Origin of the sequence: Halochromatium roseum, assembly GCF_016653315.1 — a bacterium.
GTDB lineage: Bacteria > Pseudomonadota > Gammaproteobacteria > Chromatiales > Chromatiaceae > Lamprobacter > Lamprobacter roseus.
This window is the reverse complement of the sequence record NZ_NHSH01000076.1, coordinates 121,993-143,744: the sequence shown is the minus strand read 5'-3', so window position 1 is coordinate 143,744 and position 21,752 is coordinate 121,993. Positions and strand designations below refer to the sequence as shown.

The window sequence follows — 21,752 nt, the reverse complement described above, 5'->3', positions numbered from 1 at the left end:
GAAAGGCGTCGCCAGCGTCCAAAGCATTCTCGTAAACAGAAGAACTATTATAGCGGTAAAAAACATACTCACACGTTCAAAAATACAATCATCTCCGATGGCGACAAAGGGATTTCTGTTGTTGGCCCAACATCTCCTGGCCGTCGTCATGACTATTCACTTCTCAAGAAAGAACTTGATCCTGAGAAAATGGATTTGTCGTCCGTAGAAGTATCGGTAGATTTAGGCTATCAGGGCATCAAAGATGATTATCCTAACTTTCACAGGATCAATATCCCTCATAAAAAGCCAAAAAAGTCGAAATCTTCCAATCCGGTGTTGACTCCTGAACAGAAGAAAGAAAATCGGGCCATCAGTAGTAAACGGATCGTTGTTGAGCATCTGATTGGTGACCTGAAAGCCTTTCACATTCTCTCCAACACGTTCAGAAATCGTGCTACTCGCATGGCTGATCAGGTGATCTTGGTCGTTGCAGGGTTGGCCAACCTCAAAAATAACTATGTTTTTCAATGAGAAAACGATTATTATTTGGTCACAAGTCTAATCATATGCTCTTATCGCACGTTTATAGGCACCGCACAGGATGAAACCTCTCCGCCCACTCACACGCCTGCTCAAACGCCTCAGCCAATGGGCACTGATCGCCACACTCGGATTCATCACCGGCGTCGTCGTCATCTATGTGCTTTGGGTTCGCGGCGGCCCCCCGGTCGAGCTTTGGCATACCGTTGAGCTGGAGCAAGAGTTCAATGCCGACCGGGCTGAGGAGATCACAACCTTTGCCGACTACCAAGCGTTGGAGGCGAGGCTGTTCGAAGAGCTTGAAGAGAAGGTCTACGCCGTCACACCCACAGGTCCCGATCAGATGCTGAATCGCTTCAGCAGCGGCAGCGCGTCCGATCCCAGAGATCGGCAGCCGAACTGGAACCTCAGCTTCGAGCTGATGCCTGCAGCGCAACCGATCGGCGGCGTTTTGCTGTTGCACGGGATGTCCGACAGTCCCTACAGCCTACGTGCGATTGGGCTGGCACTGGCCGAGCAGGGCTATCAGGTGCTTGGCCTGCGCATGCCCGGCCATGGTACGGCGCCGGCCGGCTTGCTCTCGGTGACCTGGGAGGACATGGCGGCCGCCACCCGCCTCGGCATGGCCCATCTGGCCGAGCAGCTCGGTGGCAAACCACTGCACATGATTGGCTATTCGACCGGCGCCGCGCTGGCGTTGGATTACACCCTGGATGCAATGGTAGCGGTCAATGCGGGTCCTGAAAAGCGTGCCGCAACCGGCTCGAGCAAGGCCGCATTGCAGGTACCAACGAGTCTGGTGCTGGTCTCACCGGCAATCGGCATTACCCCAGCTGCCGCGGTCACGCCCTGGCTGGTGCGCTTATCGGCCCTTCCGGGGCTGGAGCAGGTCGCCTGGACGACGCTGCTGCCAGAGTTCGATCCATTCAACTACAACGCCTTCACCGCCAACGCGAGCCTGCAGGTGCACCGGATGACAGGCTCAACCACCGCACGACTGCGGCAGCTCGCGCGTCAGGGTCCGATCACCAACTTCCCCGCCACCCTGGTGCTACTCAGCGTGGTGGACGCGACCGTCTCGCCCACTGCGGCCATCGACAATCTGCTCGGACTTCTCACCGAGAGCCGCCACGCACTGCTACTCTATGACATCAATCGCGTTGCGGTGACGTCGCCGCTGCTCGTCACTGAGCGCGCTGCGCTCTCGCAGCAACTCCTCGCTGACGACAGCCTGCCCTTTGAGCTGACGCTGATAACGAACGCTCACCCCAAGACGCGCGCGCTGGTCGCTTTGCACAAGCCACCCTTCAGGGCCGAACCGACGACGCGAGAAACATTAGACGAGCCATGGCCTCAAGATGCGCTCTCACTGTCTCATGTCGACCTGCCGTTTCCGATCGATGACCCGCTCTACGGGCGCTACCCACCGGAGCAGAGCAGCGAGGTGTTCTTAGGTCAGCTTGCCGTGCGAGGTGAGCGCGGCGTGCTCAAGGTGCCGGCACAATGGCTCTTGCGGCTGCGTCATAACCCGTTCTACGACTACCAGGAGCAGCGCGTTCTCAATTGGATCGATGAGGCTAACGCACAACGCGCACGGGCACCGAACATGGCGATGCCCGAAGACGAAGACTGGCTGTTTGGACGGTTCTCCCGGGCAATGCGACCTAACACTTGAAGCCTTGCATTCGCCTTACCTCGATTGAATCATCCAACCAGGCGCTTTCGTTGTTGCCCTGACATCGCCTTTGGTGTGGACCTAACGCTCATGGCGCGGCGCCACACCGGAAAATGAATCGCGAGAGATTCACGTTAACAGCCATCGAAAGCTGTTCTGACGTGACTCCCTCAGGCCGGAGGTTGGCTGCGTTTACATGGAAGCCTATTTCGGGTTGTTTGCGGCGGCCTTTGTGGCTGCGACGTTGTTGCCATTCTACTCGGAGGCTCTGCTGGTTGGCCTGCAGGCCGCTGACTACGATCCGCTGACGCTTTGGCTCTGGGCGACCGCTGGCAACACGCTGGGCGCTGCGGTGAATTGGGCGCTCGGCCGCTGGCTGCTGCGTTTCCAAGATCAGCGCTGGTTCCCGTTCAAACCCGAGAAGCTGGGCGTTGCTCAGCGTTGGTATCAGCGCTGGGGTGTCTGGTCCCTGCTCATGGCCTGGCTGCCGGTGGGCGGCGATGCACTCACCTTCATCGCTGGGATGATGCGCGTGCCGTTCGCGCTGTTCTTTGTGCTTACCTGGATCGGCAAGGGCGCGCGCTATGCAGCGCTGCTCGGGCTCTTCGGTTGGGCCGCGAACCTGGCATTTTAGCCAGTTGCTTGAACAGCGCTCGCCTTAGCACTTGCTTGAGCACTTGCTTGAGCGCTTGCTTGAGCACTTGCTTGAGCGCTTGCTTGAGCACTTGCTTGAGCGCTTGCTTGAGCGCTCGCCTTAGCGCTCACCTTAGCGCTTGCCTTAGCGCTCGCTCGAGAGCTTGGCTCGATTTGCGCAACCGCTGCACTATTCCAGCGCTGTTCCAGCCGGCCTTTGCAGGGTTTTTTGCATCGTTACTTAGCCCTGCATGCGCCGAATGATGCCGCTGGTGCTGCGCTCTTCGAGCAGCGGTATCAGGACCAGCTCGCCGCCCCAGCTGCGGACTTGCTCGGCGCCGACGACCTGATCCGGCCGGTAGTCAGCACCTTTGGCGAGCACGTCGGGCCGCAATGCCTCGATAAGGTTGAGCGGGGTGTCCTCGTCGAACAGCACGACCGCATCAACGGCAGCCAAGGCGGCCAGGACCCGGGCGCGATCCTGCTCAGTGATGAGCGGACGTTCTGGGCCCTTGAGCGCACGCACCGAGCGATCGCTATTCAGACCAATGATCAGACGCTGGCCATGGCGTCGAGCGCGCTCTAGATAGGTCACATGGCCGGCATGCAGCAGGTCGAAGCAGCCGTTGGTAAAGACCACGCGCTCACCGCGCGCCTGCCAGCTGCGCACCCGCACCTGCAGCTCCGTGAGAGTGCAGAGCTTGGCGGCCTGCTCCAAGGCGGCCTCGTCGCTGATGGCATGCTCAAGCTCGCTCAGACGGATGGCAGCGGTGCCGACCTTAGCCACGACCACACCGGCGGCGAGGTTGGCAAGGTGGGCGCAGTCGATCGGGTCGAGCCCGGCAGCAAGACCAGCGGCGAGCGTGGCGATGACCGTATCGCCGGCGCCCGAGACGTCGAACACCTCGCGCGCAACAGCGGGGATGCGCGTCTGGCGGTCGCGCTCGACGACGAGCAGGCCAAGCTCGCCGAGGGTCAGCACCAGGCGCTCGAGCCTCAAGTCGGCGCGCATTTGGCCGGCGCTGGCGATAAGATGCTCGAGATCGGCCGGATCGACGCGAGCAGCATGCGCCAACTCGGCGCGGTTCGGCGTGATCAGGCTGGCGCCGAGATAACGATCGAAGTCGCGGCCTTTGGGATCGACCAGCACCGGCACCCCCTGCTCACACGCCGCGCTGATCAGACGCTGGCAAAGCCCGCCGTAGAGCACACCCTTGGCATAGTCAGACAGTAACAGGACCGAGGCATCGCTGAGCTGGGACAGGATCAACGCAAACAATCGATCTTCCAGCTCCGCGCTGAGCGGCGCGATGCGCTCGGCGTCGATGCGCAACATCTGCTGATGATTCCCGAGCAGCCGGGTCTTGGTGGTGGTCGGCCGGCTTGGATCAGCCAGCACGGCGCTGGTCTCGGCCCCCTGCTCAGCGAGCAACCGCAACAAGCGCTGGCGGTTTTCGTCCTCACCTGTGACACCGGCGATGCTGACCTGCAGACCGAGCCCGATCAGATTGCGCGCCACGTTCGCGGCACCACCCGCGGTCTCCGTCTCGCGCTCGAGATGCAGCACTGGCACCGGCGCCTCCGGCGAGATGCGCCCAACCTGGCCCCAAAGGTAGCGGTCGAGCATCAGATCACCGACGACCAGGACTCGCGCACCGCCAAAACCGTTGCGCACCGCGGCCAGCGCCTGCCCGGAGACCAAGCCCGGCTCCTGCAGCTGCGCCTCTGCTTCTGCCTCTAATGGGCTCATGGACATGATCCTAAAAAAAGAGCATTGAAACCGCAGATGGGGCAGATTAACGCAGAGATTTCAATACTGTCTTACCCATCACTGACTTAACTTTTCAATGGTCCTGCTAAACCTGATAGGGTTTTGTTTTTTTTAATTTAATCTGCGCGCATCTGCGCTATCTACGGTTTATGGGATGATGCCTTCAGTGCCTGTTGGCGGCGTTGTACGCGCGCTGCTCGACCAGGTCGCACAGAATATGGCCGATGAGCATCTGTGCCTCTTGGATGCGAGCGGTATTCGCCGAGGGCACCTCGAGCCAAAGCTCGCAGCACTGTCGCAGTCGTCCGCCACCCTCGCCGGTCATGCCGACACGGTAGACCTGGAGCCGCTCGGCACGCTCCATGGCGCGCACCACATTGGCACTATTGCCAGAGGTCGACATGCCGACCAGGACATCGCCAGGGCGACATAGCGCCTCCACCTGGCGCGCAAACACCGACTCAAAGCCATAATCGTTGGCAATCGAGGTCAACACGGCCGTATCGGTGGTGAGCGCAATGGCCGGCAGGCCAGGACGCTCACGCTCAAAGCGACCGACCAGCTCCGCGGCCAGGTGCTGGCTGTCGGCTGCGCTGCCACCATTGCCCATCCAGAACACGCGGCCGCAGCGCTCGATCGTGGCGGAGACTTCGTTGGCGAAGGTCTCGATCGGGGCGCGCAGTTGCTCGAGCGCTTGCACCAGCTCGATATGGGCGCTCAGGGCGGCGTTGATGGGATCGGACTGGAGGCTGGTTTTAAGCTCGCTGGTAGACAAGGCGACTCCTGATTTGGCGAGACCTGATTTGGCGAGACCTGACCATAAATCAATCGCCACGTTTCTGTGTGGGCGACGGGTTTTGAATATGACCGTTTCATGGCGTCTGCGTGACCGAACGAAGGTAGCAGCCGCGGCCGCTTCTTCACTATGCTCCAAGATCCAGCTCAGGGTACAACCAACCGCAAAGCGGCGTCGCGCTCCGTCAATCGCGCCGAGGATAATCCATGAAACGACAAACCAACAGCCTGCTCATCAGCCTATCAGCCCTGGTGCTGAGCGGGCTCTTGCTCCTGCCATCGATGCTGCTCGCGGCCGAGAAACCGCTTCGCCTCTATGGCGTCGGGGCCACCTTTCCAGCCCCCTTGCTCTCGAGCTGGATGCACAGTTTCACCGCCGAGCACCCGCTCATCCAACCGGATTATCAAGGCATCAGCAGCGCCGGCGGTCTGCGGGATCTGGCCTCAGGCCACGTCGATTTTGCTGCTGCCGATTTTCGGATTCCGGAAGCGGATGCAGCCCAGTTGGCCGGAGGCATCATCCAATTGCCGATGGCGGCAGCAGGCATCGCCCTGATCTACAATCTACCCGAGGTTGGACAACTACGGCTGTCACGAGACGCCATGATCGGCATCTTTGGTGGCCAAATCGGGCGCTGGAACGACCCTCTGATCGCCAAGACCAATCCCAACGCCTCGCTTCCAGACCTGCCGATCACCGTGGTGGCACGGGCTGGGGCGAGCGGAACCAGCTTCAATCTAACGGCGCACCTGAGCGCGATCAGTCCGGACCTAGCGGAGCGCGTTGGCACTACACTGACCCCGGATTGGGGCAAGGTGATCAACCGCGCGGGTGGACTGATCCGCGCCTCGGGCAATGACGGTGTCACCTCGCTGGTCCGTTCGATCCCAGGCTCAATCGGCTACGTCGCCTATCCTTATGCCGACTTCACCAATACGCCAATGGCCGCGATCGAAAACAAGGACGGCCAGCTGGTGGTACCCACCGCGCTCAGCTTCGCGGCTTCGATGGCGGCGATCAACCAATCACCAACGACCACTGCGCTGATCGACCCCAGCGGCGAGAACGCCTATCCGCTGATCGCGCTGTCTTACCTCATGCTGCGCAAGCACTACGATGATCCGCGAAAACAACAGGCGCTTGTCGAGATCGTCGACTATGCACTCGGACCCGGCCAAAAGCTCGCCGCGCGCATCGGTTACATCCCCTTCTCACCCGCTGCCATCGAATACGTGCAACAGGAACTCGAACCGCTCAGGCAGACAGCGGCCCCGTAAAACCGCTAGCGCACACGGATGTGCTGGTAGATGTTGAGGTAGTCCTGCGCTGGTCTGGCCCACGAGTTGTCCATCCGCATCCCGTTGAGGCGTAGCTGGCGAAAATGATCGGGGTGCTGCTGCCACAGCCCAATGGCACGGCCGAGCGCGGATTCCAGCCCCTCGAAGGTCAACTCATCGAAGACGTAGCCATTGCGCTCTTCATAGGGGCGGTCGCTGTAGTTGGCGTCGAACACCGTATCCGCGAGACCGCCGACCCGTCGCACGATGGGCACGCAGCCGTAACGCATCGCGATCATCTGGGTCAGACCGCAGGGCTCGTAAACGCTGGGGATCACGATCATGTCAGCGCCGGCGTAAATCAGATGCGCCAGTTCCTCGTCGTAGCCAAGCTCGAGATGGGCGTCAGGATGATCAGCCAGGGACTGCTTCGCATCCCAGAAGATGGCGTTGATCGCCGGTTCTTGGGCGCTGCCGAGCAGCACGAACTGAGCACCCTGCTCTACACTGTAGTCGATGCTATGGCGAATCAGGTCGATGCCCTTCTGGCGATCAAGCCGGCTGACCACCGCGACGATGGGCTTGGGCGCATCAACCAGACCAAGCCGCTCGCGCAGCGCCGCCTTATTCTCTGCCTTGCCCGGTAGCCGTTCGAGATCGTAGTTGGTGGCGATAAAGGGGTCGGTCGCCGGGTTCCAGGTCGTGGTATCGATGCCGTTCAGCACACCGCCGAACTTTCGGTCCTGATCGCGCAGCACGCCCTGCAGGCCAACCCCTTGGTCGGTATGCTGGATCTCCCAGGCATAGCGCGGCGAGACCGTGGTGACGAAGTTGGAGAAGACGATGCCGCCCTTCATCAGGTTGACGGCCTGCGGGTTGCCCGGGTCTTGTAGGCGATCCGGCACCATCAGGCGGCCCACATCGAGGCCGTTCATCTCCAGCACCTTAGGCGTGGTCCAGCCTTGATGACCCAGGTTATGCAAGGAGTAGCAGACACGGGTCTTGTCCAGCCCGAGCGCGGTATAACGCTCAAACAAGAGTACCGGCACCAGCCCGGTTTGCCATTCATTGCAGTGGATGATGTCTGGACGCCTGCCAGAGGCGACCAGAAACGCGAGGATGGCGTGCGAGAAGAAGGTAAAGCGGTCCGGGTCGTCGGCATCGCCATAGATGGCGCCGCGGTTGAAGAAACCGTGCTCGGAATGGGCATCGATGAAGTAGCAGCGCAGCCCGTCGACCAGACCAACCTCGACATCACAATGCACAGCACGGTCGAAGAACGGCACCCAAAGATCCGGATGCTCGAGGGTCATGTCCTCGACCCGGTCGTAGCGCAGGCAGTCGTACTTGGGCAGGATGATCTCGACCTGGTGGCCTTGGGCCGCAAGCTCGCGGGATAGTCCCTGCACGAAGTCGCCGAGGCCACCGGCCTTAGCGACCGGCGCGCACTCCGGCGTGGCCATCAGGATATACATACAACCGTTCTCAATCAGATAGCTAGAGGATCAGGTCTCGCGCTCGTCGACCGGCAGCCGCGGCAGCCGCGCGAGCAGCGCTGCCAGCAGATCGTCGTCATCGAGCGCGACGCGAAAAGAGAAGCGTCCGCCCGGCCCAACGCGAAACGGGTGCCCGCCGAGGTCGAGCAGACTACCAGGTGCAGCGTTACCAAAGACATGCAATTCACCACGGATCGCAACGCCCTCGCGGGATGGATACGGGTCAAGCGGCCCACTGCCGCGCGCGACGCGCGTTGCCGATGGCGTCACATCTTGCCGGTTCGGCGGCTCCTGGTCCAATAGAACCTGCACAAGGTTCCTTTCAGCAACCCGATCAGGGGCCAAATCAAACGCCAGAGTATCGGCTATCTCAGGCGTTGCATGAGCGACCCTGACCAGCGGGAAGGGGCTAGCGCGCAGCTCAGGACGATCCGAGAGCGCTGCCAAGGAAAAATCGGGAAATTGGGTCGCAGACTGCAACCCACTCCAACCTTGTGCAGAGTTTGGTCTGCCAGGATCAAGCGCTAGCGCCGCCGCAATGCCGACGGCTGGAACAAACCCCGCTAACGGCTGCTCGGCATTGCCCTTGACCAAGGCTCCTGCAAGTGCCGATGTCTGTGCGGGTGCCGATCCCAGCGCCAAGGCTGGTGCCTGTGCCGGCGCCGAGGCTAGCGCTGGCACTGACGCTGGATCAAGCCCTATCGTTTCTGCCTGGTGCGCAACCTCCGCCGCCGCGCTAACGCTTGGACTCGACATTAGCACCGAATGGCGATTCAACGACTGCAGCTCGGCAGCTGAATCAGACAGCGGCGCGCCTGTCGAGGCCAGCCCTACCGAACGTCTCGGGGCCTCCGAAGCAGGCTCGCGGGGGACTGAACTCGCTGCTGCTTGGGCAATGGCCAGCGCGTCCGATGACGCATCGACTTGCGCAACGCCGGCGCCCGCAGTTTTAGGCTCGAGCCCGCGAGGCTCCGGAACCGCATCGAGCCGATTCGAGCGCGCTAGCAGCAGCCAGCCGCCGTCGCGCTGCCCTTCAAAACCAAGCTCGGCCTGCAGCGGGCCGACTACCGGCGCCCCGAACCGAGCGCAGCCGGTCGCGAGGCGACTGAGGTCGGCGAAGACCGCTTCGCCCAGACGAGCCCCTTCGCCATCGGCACGGCGAAGACAGAGCTTGGCGACGGGCTGGTGAGCGGCAAAGGCGATGCGCGCCTGCTGGATCAACGCCGGATCGAGCGACCACTCGAGCGCGACGCCACCACCAGCGATGGGATAGAGCACCAGCCGCGGTGCCAGATCTGGATTCGGGAACTGCGCTGTGCGCTCAGGCGACATGCTCGCACTCCATGCGCGCGGCCAGGGTCATGGCAACAGTGCGCCAGCTGAGCAAGCTGCGCCCTGTCTGCTCAGCGCGTTGCGGCACGCCGCGAGCGGGCGCGCGCAATCGCGGCATGGACCTGCGCCGGTGCGGTGCCGCCAATGTGGTCGCGAGCAGCCACCGAGCCATCGAGACTCAGCACGTCGAAGACATCGCTGCCGATGGCGGGCGAGAAGCGTCGCAGCTCATCGAGGCTGAGCTGCGCGAGATCGCGGCCCTGCTGGATGCCATAGGCCACAGCCTTGCCGACGATCTCGTGCGCATCGCGGAAGGCGATGCCCTTGAGCACCAGATAGTCCGCAAGATCCGTCGCGGTCGAGAAGCCCTGGCTGGCTGCTTCGCGCATACGCTCCGGTTTGCAGCGGAGCTTGGCCATCATCTCGGCGAAGACCTTGAGCGAGCCGCGTAGGTTATCGGCCGTGTCGAACAGCGGCTCCTTGTCCTCTTGATTGTCTTTGTTGTAGGCCAATGGCTGCCCTTTCATTAGGGTCAGCAGCGCCATCAGGTGGCCGAAGATGCGCCCGGTCTTGCCGCGAATGAGCTCGGGGACATCTGGATTCTTCTTCTGCGGCATGATCGAAGAGCCGGTGCAGAAGCTGTCGGAGAGCTCGATGAAGGCGAACTGCGCCGAGGCCCAGAGGATCAGCTCTTCGGCAAAGCGCGACAGATGCATCATCAGGATCGAAGCGGCAGCAACGAACTCGATCGCGAAGTCCCGATCAGACACGGCGTCGAGCGAGTTCTCGCAAGGGGCGTCGAAGCCGAGCAGCTCGGCGGTATAGGCGCGGTCGATCGGATAGCTGGTGCCAGCCAGCGCTGCGGCGCCCAGCGGCATCTGGTTCATACGTGCCCGGCAATCGGCGAAACGCCCGGCATCGCGCTCGAGCATCGCCTGCCAGGCCATCATGTGGTGGCCGAAGGTGATCGGCTGCGCGACCTGCAGATGGGTGAAGCCGGGCAAGATGGTCGCGGCCTCGCGCTCGGCGAGGTCGAGCAGCGCGTCTTGCAGCCGTTGCAGCGCCTCATTAATGGCATCGATCTCATTGCGCAGCCAAAGCCGGATGTCGGTGGCGACCTGGTCATTGCGTGAGCGCCCGGTGTGCAGGCGTTTGCCGGCCTCGCCAATTTCCGCTGTCAGCGCCGCCTCGATGTTCATGTGGACATCTTCGAGCGGCACCGACCAAGCAAAGCCGCCGGCCTCGATCTGCGCCTGGATGCGCCCAAGACCAGCCACGATGGCCTCGGATTCCTCATCGCTGAGGATGTCTTGGCGCGCTAGCATGCGGGCGTGGGCGACAGAGCCGGCAATATCCTCGCGATACAGGCGCTGGTCGAATCCGACTGAGGCGGTAAAGGCCTCGACGAAGGCATCGGTCGGCTCGGCAAAACGGCCGGCCCAGGGTTTCGAAGCAGCACTCTCGGTCATCGCGGGTTCTTACTCATGCGCCTTGCAAAAGCACCACCATAGTACAGATCAGGGTTCGACAACAGCCTGAGATGGATGCCGAGCGCTGTCTGTGACTCTGTCGACAGGTTAAGCTAACCCGTTTCGCCCCGATTGACCGCTGCCAAGGTCGGCGAGGTTGCATTTCGGTTACCTTTAGGGGTCGACTAGCGGTCGACTAGCCGTCGACTCAACTCATCACGACCAACAAGCCAGCTGGATTCGCTTCCATGCCAGAGACCATTCGCATTGCCACCCGAAAATCCGCGCTCGCCATGTGGCAGGCAGAGCATGTTGCCGACGCGCTGCGCCGCCTGCACCCTGGGCTGACGGTGGAGATCATCGGCATGACCACCCGCGGCGACAAGATCCTCGATGCGCCGCTGGCGAAGGTCGGCGGCAAGGGGTTGTTCGTCAAAGAGCTGGAGCAGGGCATGCTTGCGGGCGATGCCGATATTGCCGTGCATTCGATGAAGGATGTGCCGGTCGACTTCCCCGATGGGCTGCATCTGGCCTGCATCCTGGAGCGCGAGGACCCCCGCGACGCCTTCGTCTCGAACAAGTACGCCGCGCTCGATGAGCTGCCGCAAGGGGCCTGTGTCGGCACCTCCAGCCTGCGCCGCCAGTGCCAGCTCGCGGTGCGGCGTCCAGACCTGCGCATTGAGCCGCTGCGCGGCAACGTCAATACCCGCCTGCGCAAGCTCGACGAGGGCGTCTACGACGCGATTATCTTGGCGGCGGCGGGCCTGATCCGGCTCGAGTTCAGTGAGCGCATCCGCTCATTCATCACGCCCGAGGATAGCCTGCCGGCGATTGGCCAGGGCGCGATCGGGATCGAATGCCGCACCGACGATGAGCGCGTGCATGCGCTGATTGCCCCGCTGCATCATCAGCCAACCGCTGAGCAAGTATTGGCCGAACGGGCGTTGAACGCGCATCTGAATGGTGGCTGTCAGGTGCCGATTGCTGGTCATGCGGTGCATCGCGATGGCAGCCTGTATCTGCGCGGGCTGGTCGGGATGCCGGATGGCTCGACGATCATGCGTGCTGAGATCAGCGGCCCGGTGGCCGATGCCAAGCGCATGGGTCGCGAGGTCGGCGAGGCATTGCTGGCCCAGGGCGCCGATAAGGTGTTGGCTGCGCTCGCGCATGAGCCGGCTGATCCGGCGGCAGGCCAATCGTCGGAGTCTGCCTCACAGCCATGAACCTGACCTGTCCGCTGAATGGGCGCGGGGTCCTGGTGACGCGGCCTGCAGCCCAGGCCGAGCACCTCTGCCAGCTGATCCGCGAGGCCGGCGGCGAGCCGATTGCGTTTCCAACCTTGGAGATTCGCGCCACTGAGTCTCCCGAGCGAGCGCGCCAGCTTCTGGCCGAGCCCTGGGACCTGATGCTGTTTGTCAGCCGTAACGCAGTCGAGTATGGAATGAAGCTGTCCCCGACTGGACTGCATTCAGGGCTGCATTCAGGGCCGGATTCAGAACCGGCTCGCCGACCCCTGCTCGGCGCCGTTGGTCGCGCCACTGCGGCGGCCCTACGCGAGCAAGGCCTGGAACCAGATCTGGTCCCAGCGCGCGGCTTCGATAGCGAGGCCCTACTGGCCTTGCCGGCGCTGACCCAAGTTGCCGGCAAGCGCGTCCTGATCGTGCGTGGCGAGGGCGGACGTCCACTGCTGGGCGAGACCCTGCGCGCGCGCGGGGCCGAGGTGGCCTTTGCCGAGGTCTATCGGCGCAGCCTGCCAGATGTCGATGTCAGCGCCGAGCTGTCGGCTTGGCAAGCGCGGGTCGGCTTCATCACCGCGACCAGCGACGAGGTGCTGCACAATCTCTTGCAGCTGATCGGCAGCGCGCATCAGGCCTGGCTGTTGTCGACGCCCTTAGTGGTGATCAGCGACCGCGGCGGCGCAACCGCGATGCAGCTCGGCTTCCGCCGAGTCGCGGTCGCCGAGGAGACGAGTGACGAAGGCCTCATCGACGCGCTCTGCCGATTGGCGATGAGCCGATGAGGCGATGAGCCGAGCCTAAACCGACGGCCCCGGGCGCTGGGATCAATCGGCCCGGCGGCTGTCGGCCGCATACTCGAAGGCATCCGAGAACAGATGCTCGATCGCCACGCCGGCGGCCTCGAAGGCGCTGCGACCGGCCTCAACCATCGCCGGCGGCCCGCTGAGATAGCAATCGAAGTCGGTCAGCGCAGGATGATCCTCGAGCACGGCTTCATGCACCCAACCGCTGCGCCCGGTCCAGTCGGGATCAGGCTCTGAGAGCACCGGCACCCAGCGAAAATTCGGATGTGCCTCGGCCCAGGCTGCCGGCAGCTCCGGCAGGTACAGATCGCGCTGCGAGCGCACCCCCCAATACAGGTGAATCGGTCGCTCGATACCGCGATGAAAGGCATGCTCGAGCATCGCCTTGAGCGGCGCGAAGCCGGTACCGCCGCCTACCATCAAGATCGGCCGCTCAGTATCCTCGCGCAGCACGAAGGTCCCCAGCGGGCCGCGGATGCGCAAGATGCAGCGCTCTTGCATCTGCTCAAAGACCTCGTCGCTGAAGCGCCCTCTCGGCACCCGACGCACATGCAGCTCGAGCAGCTCATCATCGTGCGGCGGATTGGCGATCGAATAGGCACGCCGGGCGCCGTCGCGCAGCATGAACTCAAGATACTGGCCCGCGACGAAGGCCAGCCGTTGGCCTTCCGGCAGCTTCAGGCGCAAGCGCATCACATCATGATTGAGGCGCGTTTTCTCGGCCAGCCGACAGGGCAGCGTGCGGACCTCGATATCGCTCAGGCGCTCGAGTTCGGCGACGCGCAGCACCAGGTCCGAGGTCGGCACTGCCTGACAGGTCAGGCAGGCATCCGCTGGTTGCCCTTCGAGCGCCTCGGCCTTGCCGTTCGGATACTGGACCTGACCGGCGAGCAGCTGCGCGCTGCAGCTGCCGCAGGTGCCCTGCCGACAGCCATAAGGCAGCCCAATGCGCTGCGCCAACGCGGCTTCGAGAATGGTCTGGTCAGGCGCGACATCAAATTGATGTCCAGCAGGCTCGGTGCGCACGGAGAAGCGCGTCGCAGAGACACTCATGGGTCGTTCGTACTCCAGGGCTTGGCGGTGTTGGGATGACCCTTACCTTGGGGCATGATGACCTGGAATCGAAGCGACCAAGAGGGCAGAGGCAATGATCATACTGGGCTGCGGCTATATCGGGCAGGCGCTCGCCAAGCGCTATCGGCAGCGAGGGGAGCCGGTTGTCGGCGTTGTGCGCAGCGCGCAGACCGCTATGGAAGTCGAGGCGGCCGGCGCGCGGGTCCTGCAGCTCGATCTCTCGAGAGACGACTTGGCCTCGCTCGAGCCCGCGGGAAAGCAGCTCTTTCATCTCGCGCCGCCGCCGAGCGAGGGTGACGATGACCCGCTGACGGCGCACCTCATCGAGGCCTTTGAGCACTACGGGCATCCGCGCCGACTGGTGTATATCGGCACCACCGGCGTCTATGGCGATTGCGAGGGGGCCTGGGTGGACGAGGCCTGGCAGCCACGACCGACCGCGTCACGCTCGTTGCGCCGTTGGGATGCGGAGCAGCGCCTGCGCCAGTGGAGCCGCGAGAGCGGCGCCGAGCTGGTGATCCTGCGCGTGGCCGGCATCTACGCCTGCGATCGGCTGCCGCTGGCGCGCATCCGTAGTGCTCAGCCGGTGGTGAAGGCCGATGAGGCGCCCTGGTCGAATCGCATCCATGCCGAGGATCTGATCGAGATCTGCATCGCCGCGATGGAGCGGGCGCCATCTGGGGCGGTCTACAACGTCTGCGACGGACACCCGAGTACCATGACCGATTACTTCTGCCAGGTGGCCGATGCGGCCGGCCTACCCCAGCCGCCGCAGATCCCGCTGGCCGAAGCGGACGGCCAAGTCTCAGCCGGAATGCTCTCGTACCTGAAAGAATCGCGGCGCCTGAGCAACCAGCGTCTGCTCGAGGAACTCGGGGTCCACCTGCGCTATCCGGACCTGGCCCAAGGCTTAGCCCCCTGCTTCTAGGGCGGGGCTGTCTAACTGCAGCCTCCTTGCCTCTTGCTCGATCGCCGCTGCTGCCGGCGCCGAAATGGCTGCAGTAATTGTCACGATCGCGCTGGTAGAATTGGCCCCAGGGTTGCGATCCGCCTTCGATGGCGCGCAACATGCTCGCGACGTCGGCAGAAGCTCGCTTCGGTCAGATGTCGATACCACTGGTTGAATTCGCTCACTGAGGACTGGATTGATGAAGACGTTCCTAGCCGCCGGCATCGGCGTCGCAGCAGCAGTAGGCTTGAGCCTGTCGGTTCAGGCCGCGCCTGTCGCGGACGAAGATTTCAACTTCGATACCACAGACGATCTCTATCAGGTCTGCGCGACCCCAAGCGATGCGGCCGAATACCTAGTTGCAAGCTTTGCCTGCCGCGCCTTCATCGAAGCGACGGTTCAGTACCACGATGCAGTGTCCGATAGAAAGAATCTGAAACGGCTGATCTGCTATCCAAAGGACGCCACCATCGCTGATGGTCGGCGCGCCTTCTTGGCATGGGCAAAAGCTAACAAAGACGACAAATCCCTGATGGATGAACAACCTGTGGTCGGGCTCGTGCGAGCGCTAGCCGCAGAATATCCATGCCGTTAATTTGTCTTCCGGTCTGCATGCGTCCCAGGGGATTTGCCTGCGATGGCCGCAACACACCCTTTTCCAGGAGTCTAAACGATGAAAATGATGTTCTTGCCGGTGATGGCTTCAAGCTTGTTGCTGATCTCGGCCTGCGGAACAACCACCGGTGAGCGCGCCGGTAGCGGCGCGCTCATGGGCGCAGCCGGCGGCGCCCTTATCGGCTCTTTGAGCGCCAATGCGGGGGCTGGGGCGCTGATTGGCGCCGGCGCTGGCGCCCTAGGTGGCTTCCTGGTCGATCAGCACGCAAAAGGCAACATCGACTAGCACCGCATCGGTTGAGGCGGGCATGCAAACCCGCCTCAGTTAAACCCGCGTCAGCCGGCTGCGCTGCTGCTCGTTCGCTGGAGTCGAGCGCCCACCTTGACCAATCCAGCGCCATCGGCACTGACTGAACCTCAACACGGCCCTGCTCATGGATATCGTCACCGCCTTTCCGACCGCTCTCTGGGGCATTCTGCTCGAGCTTGCGCCGTCGCTCTTGGTCGGTCTGCTCATCGCTGGGCTGATCCATGCCTATGTGCCATCCGCGGTCATCCGGCGCGGCCTGAGCCGGCCTGATCTCGGCAGTGTGGTGCGGGCCTCGTTGGTCGGCGTTCCACTACCGCTCTGCTCCTGTGGGGTGATCCCGACCGCGCTCGGCTTGCGGCGCCAGGGTGCTTCGCCTGGCGCGGCAACCTCCTTTATGATTAGCACGCCACAGACCGGGGTCGATTCCATCCTGGTCACCGCAGCCTTTCTCGGCTGGCCGTTCGCACTGTTCAAACTGGTCGCTGCCTTCGTGACCGGCGTCGTCGGCGGTGCCCTGGTCAATCGGGTGGTACCCGCAGCGCCGGGTGATGAAGCACAGGACGGTCTCGGCCACCCTGATGATGAACGCCCGCGCGGAGCGCTCGCGCGGATCACCGAGGCGGTGCGCTACGCGGTGTTTGATCTGCTCGGCGCCATCAATACCTGGCTCGTCATTGGCGTGGTTGCAGCCGCCTTGGTCACGACACTGACCCCCGTCGACTTCTTCGCCGACCGCCCCTGGGCCGACGGTATGCTCGGCATGCTTGTGATGCTGGCCATCGCCCTGCCCCTCTACGTCTGCACCACCGCATCAGTCCCGATCGCCGCCTCCTTAATCGCGGCCGGTTTACCGGCGGGCTCAGCGCTGGTATTCCTGATGGCTGGACCGGCAACCAACCTAGCGACAATCGGCGCCGTGTACCGCACACTCGGCGCCAGAGTCCTGTCGGTGTATCTAGGAACCGTGGTGGTCATGAGCCTCGGTTTCGGCCTGGTCTTCGACCAACTGCTGACGGCCGTACCGGTGCAAACGCTTGCCCACGAGCATCAGCAGGGCTGGCTGCCCGTGCTGTCGGCGCTCCTACTGCTGGCATTGATGGCGATGCTCGGCTTACGCCAGTATCGGGCGCAAACCCAGGCCAAAGCGCGGCTGGCAACCTTGCAGGGCCTCGATAGCGGCGCGAATGCGGGCTCACAGCAGGATCTCGCTGCCCAGCCGGGCCGAGATGCGCTGATCCTCGAGGTGAAGGGCATGACCTGCGGACACTGCGTCGCGACCGTCAAGAACGCGCTGGAATCACTCGAGCAGGTGCATGAGGCGTCGCCGGATCTCGCCACCGGCCAGGTGGTGATTCGTGGCGGTTTCGTCGAGACCGAGACCCTTGAGCATGCCATCGAGGGCGCGGGCTTTCAGTTAGCCAGGCGCGATTGACGCCGGCCAAGCGCATCGTAGACACTGACGCTAGGCCAACAGCAATGCGCCAGATCAGCACGGGGGATGCGCCAGACCGGCAGCACTCCCAACCCCATACGGCACAGCCTGCCGTATCGCTATCGTTCGAGTTGTGCGTTGATCGACCGATGGTGTGCGCGTGCTCAATGCACGTCCGTTGCGAGAGTGAGCGATGAGGATCTACGTAGGTAACCTAAAGTACTCGGTCAATGATGACGCCTTGAGAGCGATGTTCAGCGAGTTCGGCGAGGTCGCCAGTGCCGATGTGATCAAGGACAAGTTCTCTGGACAATCGAAGGGTTTTGGCTTTGTCGACATGCCGAGCAAAGCCGAGGCCGAAGATGCGATCCAAGCACTAAACGACACCATGCAGGACGGCCGCAAGCTGACTGTTAACGAGGCCAAACCACGCACTGAACGAGCCCAACAGCGTTACTAAGCACAGGGGTCTCAGCACGGGTCCGCCTCCGCCCCGGATCGAGGAGCGTCCGTCACCAGCGCTGATGCCATGGCAGACGCAAGGGGCGGAGGCGGCCTTTAAGTGATACCCAGTCGCGGCCAGAGCTCGTCGACCCGTGCCTTGACCTCCGCATCCATCCGGATCGGCTGTCCCCATTCGCGCGTCGTCTCACCCGGCCATTTGCTGGTGGCGTCAAAACCAATCTTGGAGCCGAGCCCGGAGACCGGTGAAGCGAAGTCGAGATAGTCGATCGGCGTGTTCTCGATCATCACCGTATCGCGCGCTGGGTCCATCCGCGTGGTCATGGCCCAAATCACGTCTTTCCAGTCGCGTGCGTTGACATCGTCATCGATCACGATCACGAACTTTGTGTACATGAACTGGCGCAGGAAAGACCAGACGCCGAGCATCACGCGTTTCGCATGACCGGGGTACTGCTTCTTCATCGCCACCACCGCGAGCCGATAGGAGCAGCCCTCGGGCGGGAGATAGAAGTCAGCGATCTCCGGGAACTGCTTCTGTAGGATCGGCACGAAGACCTCGTTCAGCGCAACGCCGAGGATCGCGGGCTCATCCGGCGGCCGTCCGGTGTAGGTGCTGTGGTAGATCGGCTGCTTGCGCTGGGTGATGCGATCGATGGTGAAGACCGGGAAGTCGTCGACCTCGTTGTAGTAGCCGGTGTGGTCGCCGAATGGCCCTTCGGGCGCCATGTCATTCGGATGGAGATGGCCCTCGAGGACGATCTCGGCGGTCGCCGGCACCTGCAGATCGGAGCCGATACAGGCTGCAAGCTCGGTGCGACTCCCGCGCAGCAGACCGGCAAAGGCATACTCAGAAAGGCTGTCTGGCACCGGCGTGACAGCGCCGAGGATGGTGGCCGGATCGGCGCCCAGTGCAACCGCAATCGGAAACGGCTTGCCCGGGTGCGCGCGCTGCCAGTCGCGGAAATCGAGCGCGCCACCACGATGTGCAAGCCAGCGCATGATGACCCGGTTGCGGCCGAGCACCTGCATCCGATAGATGCCGAGGTTCTGCCGCGATTTCTCCGGGCCGCGGGTGACCACCAGTCCCCAGGTGATCAGTGGTGCGGCATCGCCAGGCCAGCAGTGCTGGATCGGAAAGCGCCCGAGGTCAACCTGGTCGCCCTCGAAGATCTGCTCATGGCAGGGCGCATTGCGGCGCACCTTCGGAGCCATGTCCAGCACCTTCTTGAAGATCGGTAAGGTCCGCCAGGCCTCCTTCATCCCCTTTGGCGGGTCTGGCTCCTTGAGAAAGGCGAGCAATTTACCGACCTCGCGCAAGGCCTGGACCGACTCCTCCCCCATGCCGAGCGCGACCCGCTGTGGCGTACCGAAGAGGTTGCCGAGCAGCGGCACCCGGGAACCTTTTGGGCGCTCGAACAGCAGTGCTGGACCGCCAGCACGCAAGGTGCGGTCGCAGATCTCGGTGGCCTCGAGGTAAGGGTCGACCTCAATGCGGATGCGTTTAAGCTCGCCCCGACCCTCAAGCTGGTCGATGAAATCGCGCAGATCCTGGTACTTCAATGGCTGTCTCGTTATTCCGTCGCGAGTGTGCCCCGATGGACGAGGCAATGGACGCTGAAGAGCTGCTTGGGATCGGTCCAGACCTGCTCGGGCTGGAAGCCAGCTCGGCCGGCCAAGGCGTGGAAACCTTCCACGCTGTACTTGTGTGAGCATTCGGTGTGGATGGTCTCGCCTTCGCGAAAGCTGAAGGTCTCGCCAGCCACATCGACATCTTGGTCACAGGTGCTGAGCAGGTGCATCTCAATGCGTCCCTGTTCGGCATTGAAAAAGGCCTCGTGCCGAAACCGGGCAAGATCGAATTTACCATCAAGTTCGCGGTTGATGCGGCTGAGCAGGTTCATGTTGAACGCCGCGGTCACGCCCGCCGCATCATTGTAGGCACGCTCGAGCCGCGCGCGATCTTTGATCAGGTCGACGCCGATCAGCAGCCGGCCCTCAGGCCCGAGAATCGTACCCACGCGACGCAGCAGCTGCTCAGCCTCCGCGGGCTCGAAATTGCCAATCGAGGAGCCTGGGAAGAAGGCCGCGCGCGGATGCGAGTGATCGTCGACCGGAAGCTCGAACGGTGTCGAGTAATCCGCGCAAACCGCATGCACCTCGAGTTTCGGGAAGGTCGCCGCAAGCGCTTGCGCCGACCGCTGCAGATGCTCGCTGGAGATATCCACCGGCATATAGACCGCCGGCTGCAGTGCCTCGAGCAACACCCGGATCTTGAGGCTGCTGCCGCTGCCAAGCTCGACCAAGAGCGCCTCGCGACCCAGCCGGCGTGCCATCTCGGCGCCATGCTCACGCAGGATCGCGATCTCGGTTCGGGTCGGATAGTACTCTGGCAGCTCGCAGATGGCGTCGAACAGCTTCGACCCCTCGGCGTCGTAGAACAGCTTTGGCGAGAGCTGCTTGCGGGGCTGTGCAAGCCCGGCCAGCACCTCGGCACGTAGGTCCGAAGGGGTCGGATGGTAATCGTGGAAGTAGATCGGATTCGCCGTGGTCGGGTCGGTCGAAGAGATCATGCCAAGTCCTCCGCCAGCCGGATGCCTTTGAACTGCCAGCGCTCGTGTGGATAGAAGAAGTTCCGATAGGTATGACGCGCATGATCGCGCGAGGTGGCGCATGAGCCGCCGCGCAGCACCATCTGGCCATTCATAAACTTGCCGTTGTACTCGCCAAGGGCGCCATCGACGGCTCGGTAGCGTGGATAGGGCAGATAGGCAGACCCGGTCCATTCCCAGCAGTCGCCAAACAGCTGCTGCAGCGAACCGGTGCCGGCTGCTGTGGGATGCAGGTGGCCGTCGTCGACGAAGTGGCCCTCGACGGCTCGGTCAGCGGCTGCGTGCTCCCATTCGAACTCGGTCGGCAGTCGGCGTCCGGCCCAGCGCGCATAGGCCTCGGCCTCGAAGTAGCTGACATGGCAGACGGGCTCGGCCGGGTGCAGCGGGCGGCGACCGCTGAGGGTGGTCTCGTGCCAGACGCCATCGAGCTGCTCCCAGTACAGCGGCGCCTGCCAGCCCTCGGTCTTGATCCGTGCCCAGCCGTCGGAGAGCCAGAGCGCCGGATTGCGATACGCGCCGTCGTCGACAAACGCTTGGTACTCGGCATTAGTGATCAGCCGATCAGCGAGCCGAAACGGCTCTAGCAGCCGTTGATGGCGCGGGAATTCATTGTCGTAGGCGAAGGCCGGGCGCTCGTCTTGGCGTTCGGCTTGGCGCTCGATCTGGCTCTGATCGACGGCACCAAAGCTGTGGATACCGCCTTCGAAGGCGGTGAAGGTGAGGGGCACCGGGTCTTGCGAAGGCAGCCTGGGCAGTTCGCTGCGGTAGGCCGGGCGCAACGGATTGTAGGCCAGGTTGTACTTGATATCGGTCAACAGGAGTTCTTGATGCTGCTGCTCGTGATTGAGTCCGATCTCGATCCGCGCCCTCACCGTCGCTTGGTGTTCGGTCGCACAGTCGCTGAGCAACCGCGCCATGGCGTCGTCGACATGGCGGCGGTAGGCATAGACCTCGGCTACCGTCGGACGCGAGATCAGCCCGCGCTTTGAGCGGGGCCAAAAGCCCGCCTCTGTCTGCTCGTAGTACGAATTGAACAGATGATCGAATTGCGCATGAAAGACCGCATAGTCGGGCAGGAACGGCCGCAGCAGAAAGGTCTCGAAGAACCAGGAGACATGCGCCAGATGCCACTTCGCTGGGCTGGCCTCGGCCGCAGCCTGGAGCATGTAATCCTCGATCTCGAGCGGCTCACACAGCTGCTCGGTGAACGTTCGCACGCGGCGATAGTCATCGTAAAGACTGGGGTCGTCCATTAGGGGCATCAGGTTCTCCTGGTGTCCGATCTC

General features: G+C 62.8%; 20 protein-coding genes. 11 read left to right on the top strand and 9 right to left on the bottom strand.

Annotated elements, in window-relative coordinates:
• From CCR96_RS21750 to CCR96_RS21740, 3 genes are all read left to right on the top strand, one after another.
• The coding region (locus tag CCR96_RS21750; protein WP_201223588.1) for a transposase family protein at nt 1-513 on the top strand (513 nt) is incomplete at its 5' end.
• 70 nt (nt 514-583) lie between these two features.
• Nucleotides 584-2,197 (top strand): alpha/beta hydrolase, encoded by a 1,614-nt coding sequence (locus CCR96_RS21745; RefSeq protein ID WP_201223579.1) that lies wholly within the window; start codon nt 584-586, stop codon nt 2,195-2,197.
• 196 nt (nt 2,198-2,393) lie between these two features.
• Complete coding sequence (locus CCR96_RS21740) at nt 2,394-2,831, top strand: YqaA family protein (RefSeq protein WP_201223577.1); 438 nt, start codon at nt 2,394-2,396, stop codon at nt 2,829-2,831.
• A gap of 240 nt (nt 2,832-3,071) precedes the next feature.
• On the opposite strand, the gene rfaE1 is transcribed toward CCR96_RS21740, so the two are convergent.
• Nucleotides 3,072-4,580 (bottom strand): D-glycero-beta-D-manno-heptose-7-phosphate kinase, encoded by a 1,509-nt coding sequence (rfaE1, locus tag CCR96_RS21735; RefSeq protein WP_201223575.1) that lies wholly within the window; start codon nt 4,578-4,580, stop codon nt 3,072-3,074.
• A 184-nt stretch (nt 4,581-4,764) separates the two neighbouring features.
• Nucleotides 4,765-5,271, bottom strand: a complete 507-nt coding sequence (locus tag CCR96_RS21730) for a D-sedoheptulose-7-phosphate isomerase (protein ID WP_420827288.1) — start codon at nt 5,269-5,271, stop codon at nt 4,765-4,767.
• Nucleotides 5,272-5,603: 332 nt separating this feature from the next.
• Between CCR96_RS21730 and pstS the strand changes: the two genes are divergently transcribed.
• On the top strand, nt 5,604-6,674 hold the full coding sequence (gene pstS, locus CCR96_RS21725; RefSeq protein WP_201223573.1) for a phosphate ABC transporter substrate-binding protein PstS: 1,071 nt from the start codon (nt 5,604-5,606) through the stop codon (nt 6,672-6,674).
• Between the two features lie 5 nt (nt 6,675-6,679).
• Here the strand turns inward: pstS and CCR96_RS21720 are convergent, their stop codons facing one another.
• From CCR96_RS21720 to argH, 3 genes are all read right to left on the bottom strand, one after another.
• On the bottom strand, nt 6,680-8,149 hold the full coding sequence (locus CCR96_RS21720) for a glycogen synthase (RefSeq protein WP_201223571.1): 1,470 nt from the start codon (nt 8,147-8,149) through the stop codon (nt 6,680-6,682).
• 30 nt (nt 8,150-8,179) lie between these two features.
• Nucleotides 8,180-9,502 (bottom strand): hypothetical protein, encoded by a 1,323-nt coding sequence (locus CCR96_RS21715; RefSeq protein ID WP_201223569.1) that lies wholly within the window; start codon nt 9,500-9,502, stop codon nt 8,180-8,182.
• Nucleotides 9,503-9,573: 71 nt separating this feature from the next.
• Entirely contained in the window at nt 9,574-10,971 is a 1,398-nt protein-coding gene (gene argH / locus CCR96_RS21710) for an argininosuccinate lyase (protein WP_201223567.1), read from the bottom strand.
• A 248-nt stretch (nt 10,972-11,219) separates the two neighbouring features.
• On the opposite strand from argH, the gene hemC reads away from it, so the two are divergent.
• Nucleotides 11,220-12,194: a hydroxymethylbilane synthase gene (gene hemC, locus CCR96_RS21705; RefSeq protein WP_201223565.1), complete on the top strand. Its 975-nt coding sequence runs from the start codon at nt 11,220-11,222 to the stop codon at nt 12,192-12,194.
• Nucleotides 12,191-12,991, top strand: a complete 801-nt coding sequence (locus tag CCR96_RS21700; protein ID WP_201223563.1) for a uroporphyrinogen-III synthase — start codon at nt 12,191-12,193, stop codon at nt 12,989-12,991. Before hemC ends, CCR96_RS21700 begins: the two co-directional genes overlap by 4 nt.
• Nucleotides 12,992-13,033: 42 nt before the next feature.
• On the opposite strand, the gene CCR96_RS21695 is transcribed toward CCR96_RS21700, so the two are convergent.
• Nucleotides 13,034-14,065 (bottom strand): CDP-6-deoxy-delta-3,4-glucoseen reductase, encoded by a 1,032-nt coding sequence (locus CCR96_RS21695; protein WP_201223561.1) that lies wholly within the window; start codon nt 14,063-14,065, stop codon nt 13,034-13,036.
• Between the two features lie 94 nt (nt 14,066-14,159).
• Between CCR96_RS21695 and CCR96_RS21690 the strand changes: the two genes are divergently transcribed.
• The 5 genes from CCR96_RS21690 to CCR96_RS21670 all read left to right on the top strand — a co-directional run bounded on the left by CCR96_RS21690 (nt 14,160) and on the right by CCR96_RS21670 (nt 17,852).
• The gene (locus CCR96_RS21690) at nt 14,160-15,014 is read left to right on the top strand and encodes an SDR family oxidoreductase (RefSeq protein WP_201223560.1); all 855 of its coding nucleotides are present in this window, start codon (nt 14,160-14,162) and stop codon (nt 15,012-15,014) included.
• Between the two features lie 220 nt (nt 15,015-15,234).
• On the top strand, nt 15,235-15,630 hold the full coding sequence (locus tag CCR96_RS21685; RefSeq protein ID WP_201223619.1) for a Rap1a/Tai family immunity protein: 396 nt from the start codon (nt 15,235-15,237) through the stop codon (nt 15,628-15,630).
• 78 nt (nt 15,631-15,708) lie between these two features.
• Complete coding sequence (locus tag CCR96_RS21680) at nt 15,709-15,936, top strand: YMGG-like glycine zipper-containing protein (protein ID WP_201223558.1); 228 nt, start codon at nt 15,709-15,711, stop codon at nt 15,934-15,936.
• A 148-nt stretch (nt 15,937-16,084) separates the two neighbouring features.
• Nucleotides 16,085-17,392 (top strand): permease, encoded by a 1,308-nt coding sequence (locus CCR96_RS21675; RefSeq protein ID WP_201223556.1) that lies wholly within the window; start codon nt 16,085-16,087, stop codon nt 17,390-17,392.
• A gap of 193 nt (nt 17,393-17,585) precedes the next feature.
• Nucleotides 17,586-17,852 carry an RNA recognition motif domain-containing protein gene (locus CCR96_RS21670; protein ID WP_201223554.1) on the top strand — a complete coding sequence of 89 codons (267 nt, stop codon included), beginning with the start codon at nt 17,586-17,588 and terminating at the stop codon, nt 17,850-17,852.
• Between the two features lie 98 nt (nt 17,853-17,950).
• Here the strand turns inward: CCR96_RS21670 and ubiD are convergent, their stop codons facing one another.
• Genes ubiD through egtB form a run of 3 tightly spaced genes read right to left on the bottom strand, consistent with a single transcriptional unit; the run spans nt 17,951 to nt 21,728 of the window.
• Nucleotides 17,951-19,417, bottom strand: a complete 1,467-nt coding sequence (ubiD, locus tag CCR96_RS21665) for a 4-hydroxy-3-polyprenylbenzoate decarboxylase (RefSeq protein ID WP_201223552.1) — start codon at nt 19,415-19,417, stop codon at nt 17,951-17,953.
• A gap of 11 nt (nt 19,418-19,428) precedes the next feature.
• Complete coding sequence (egtD, locus tag CCR96_RS21660) at nt 19,429-20,427, bottom strand: L-histidine N(alpha)-methyltransferase (RefSeq protein WP_201223550.1); 999 nt, start codon at nt 20,425-20,427, stop codon at nt 19,429-19,431.
• Nucleotides 20,424-21,728, bottom strand: coding sequence for an ergothioneine biosynthesis protein EgtB (egtB, locus tag CCR96_RS21655; protein WP_201223548.1), 1,305 nt, complete (start codon nt 21,726-21,728; stop codon nt 20,424-20,426). Before egtB ends, egtD begins: the two co-directional genes overlap by 4 nt.
• Nucleotides 21,729-21,752: the final 24 nt, after the last annotated feature.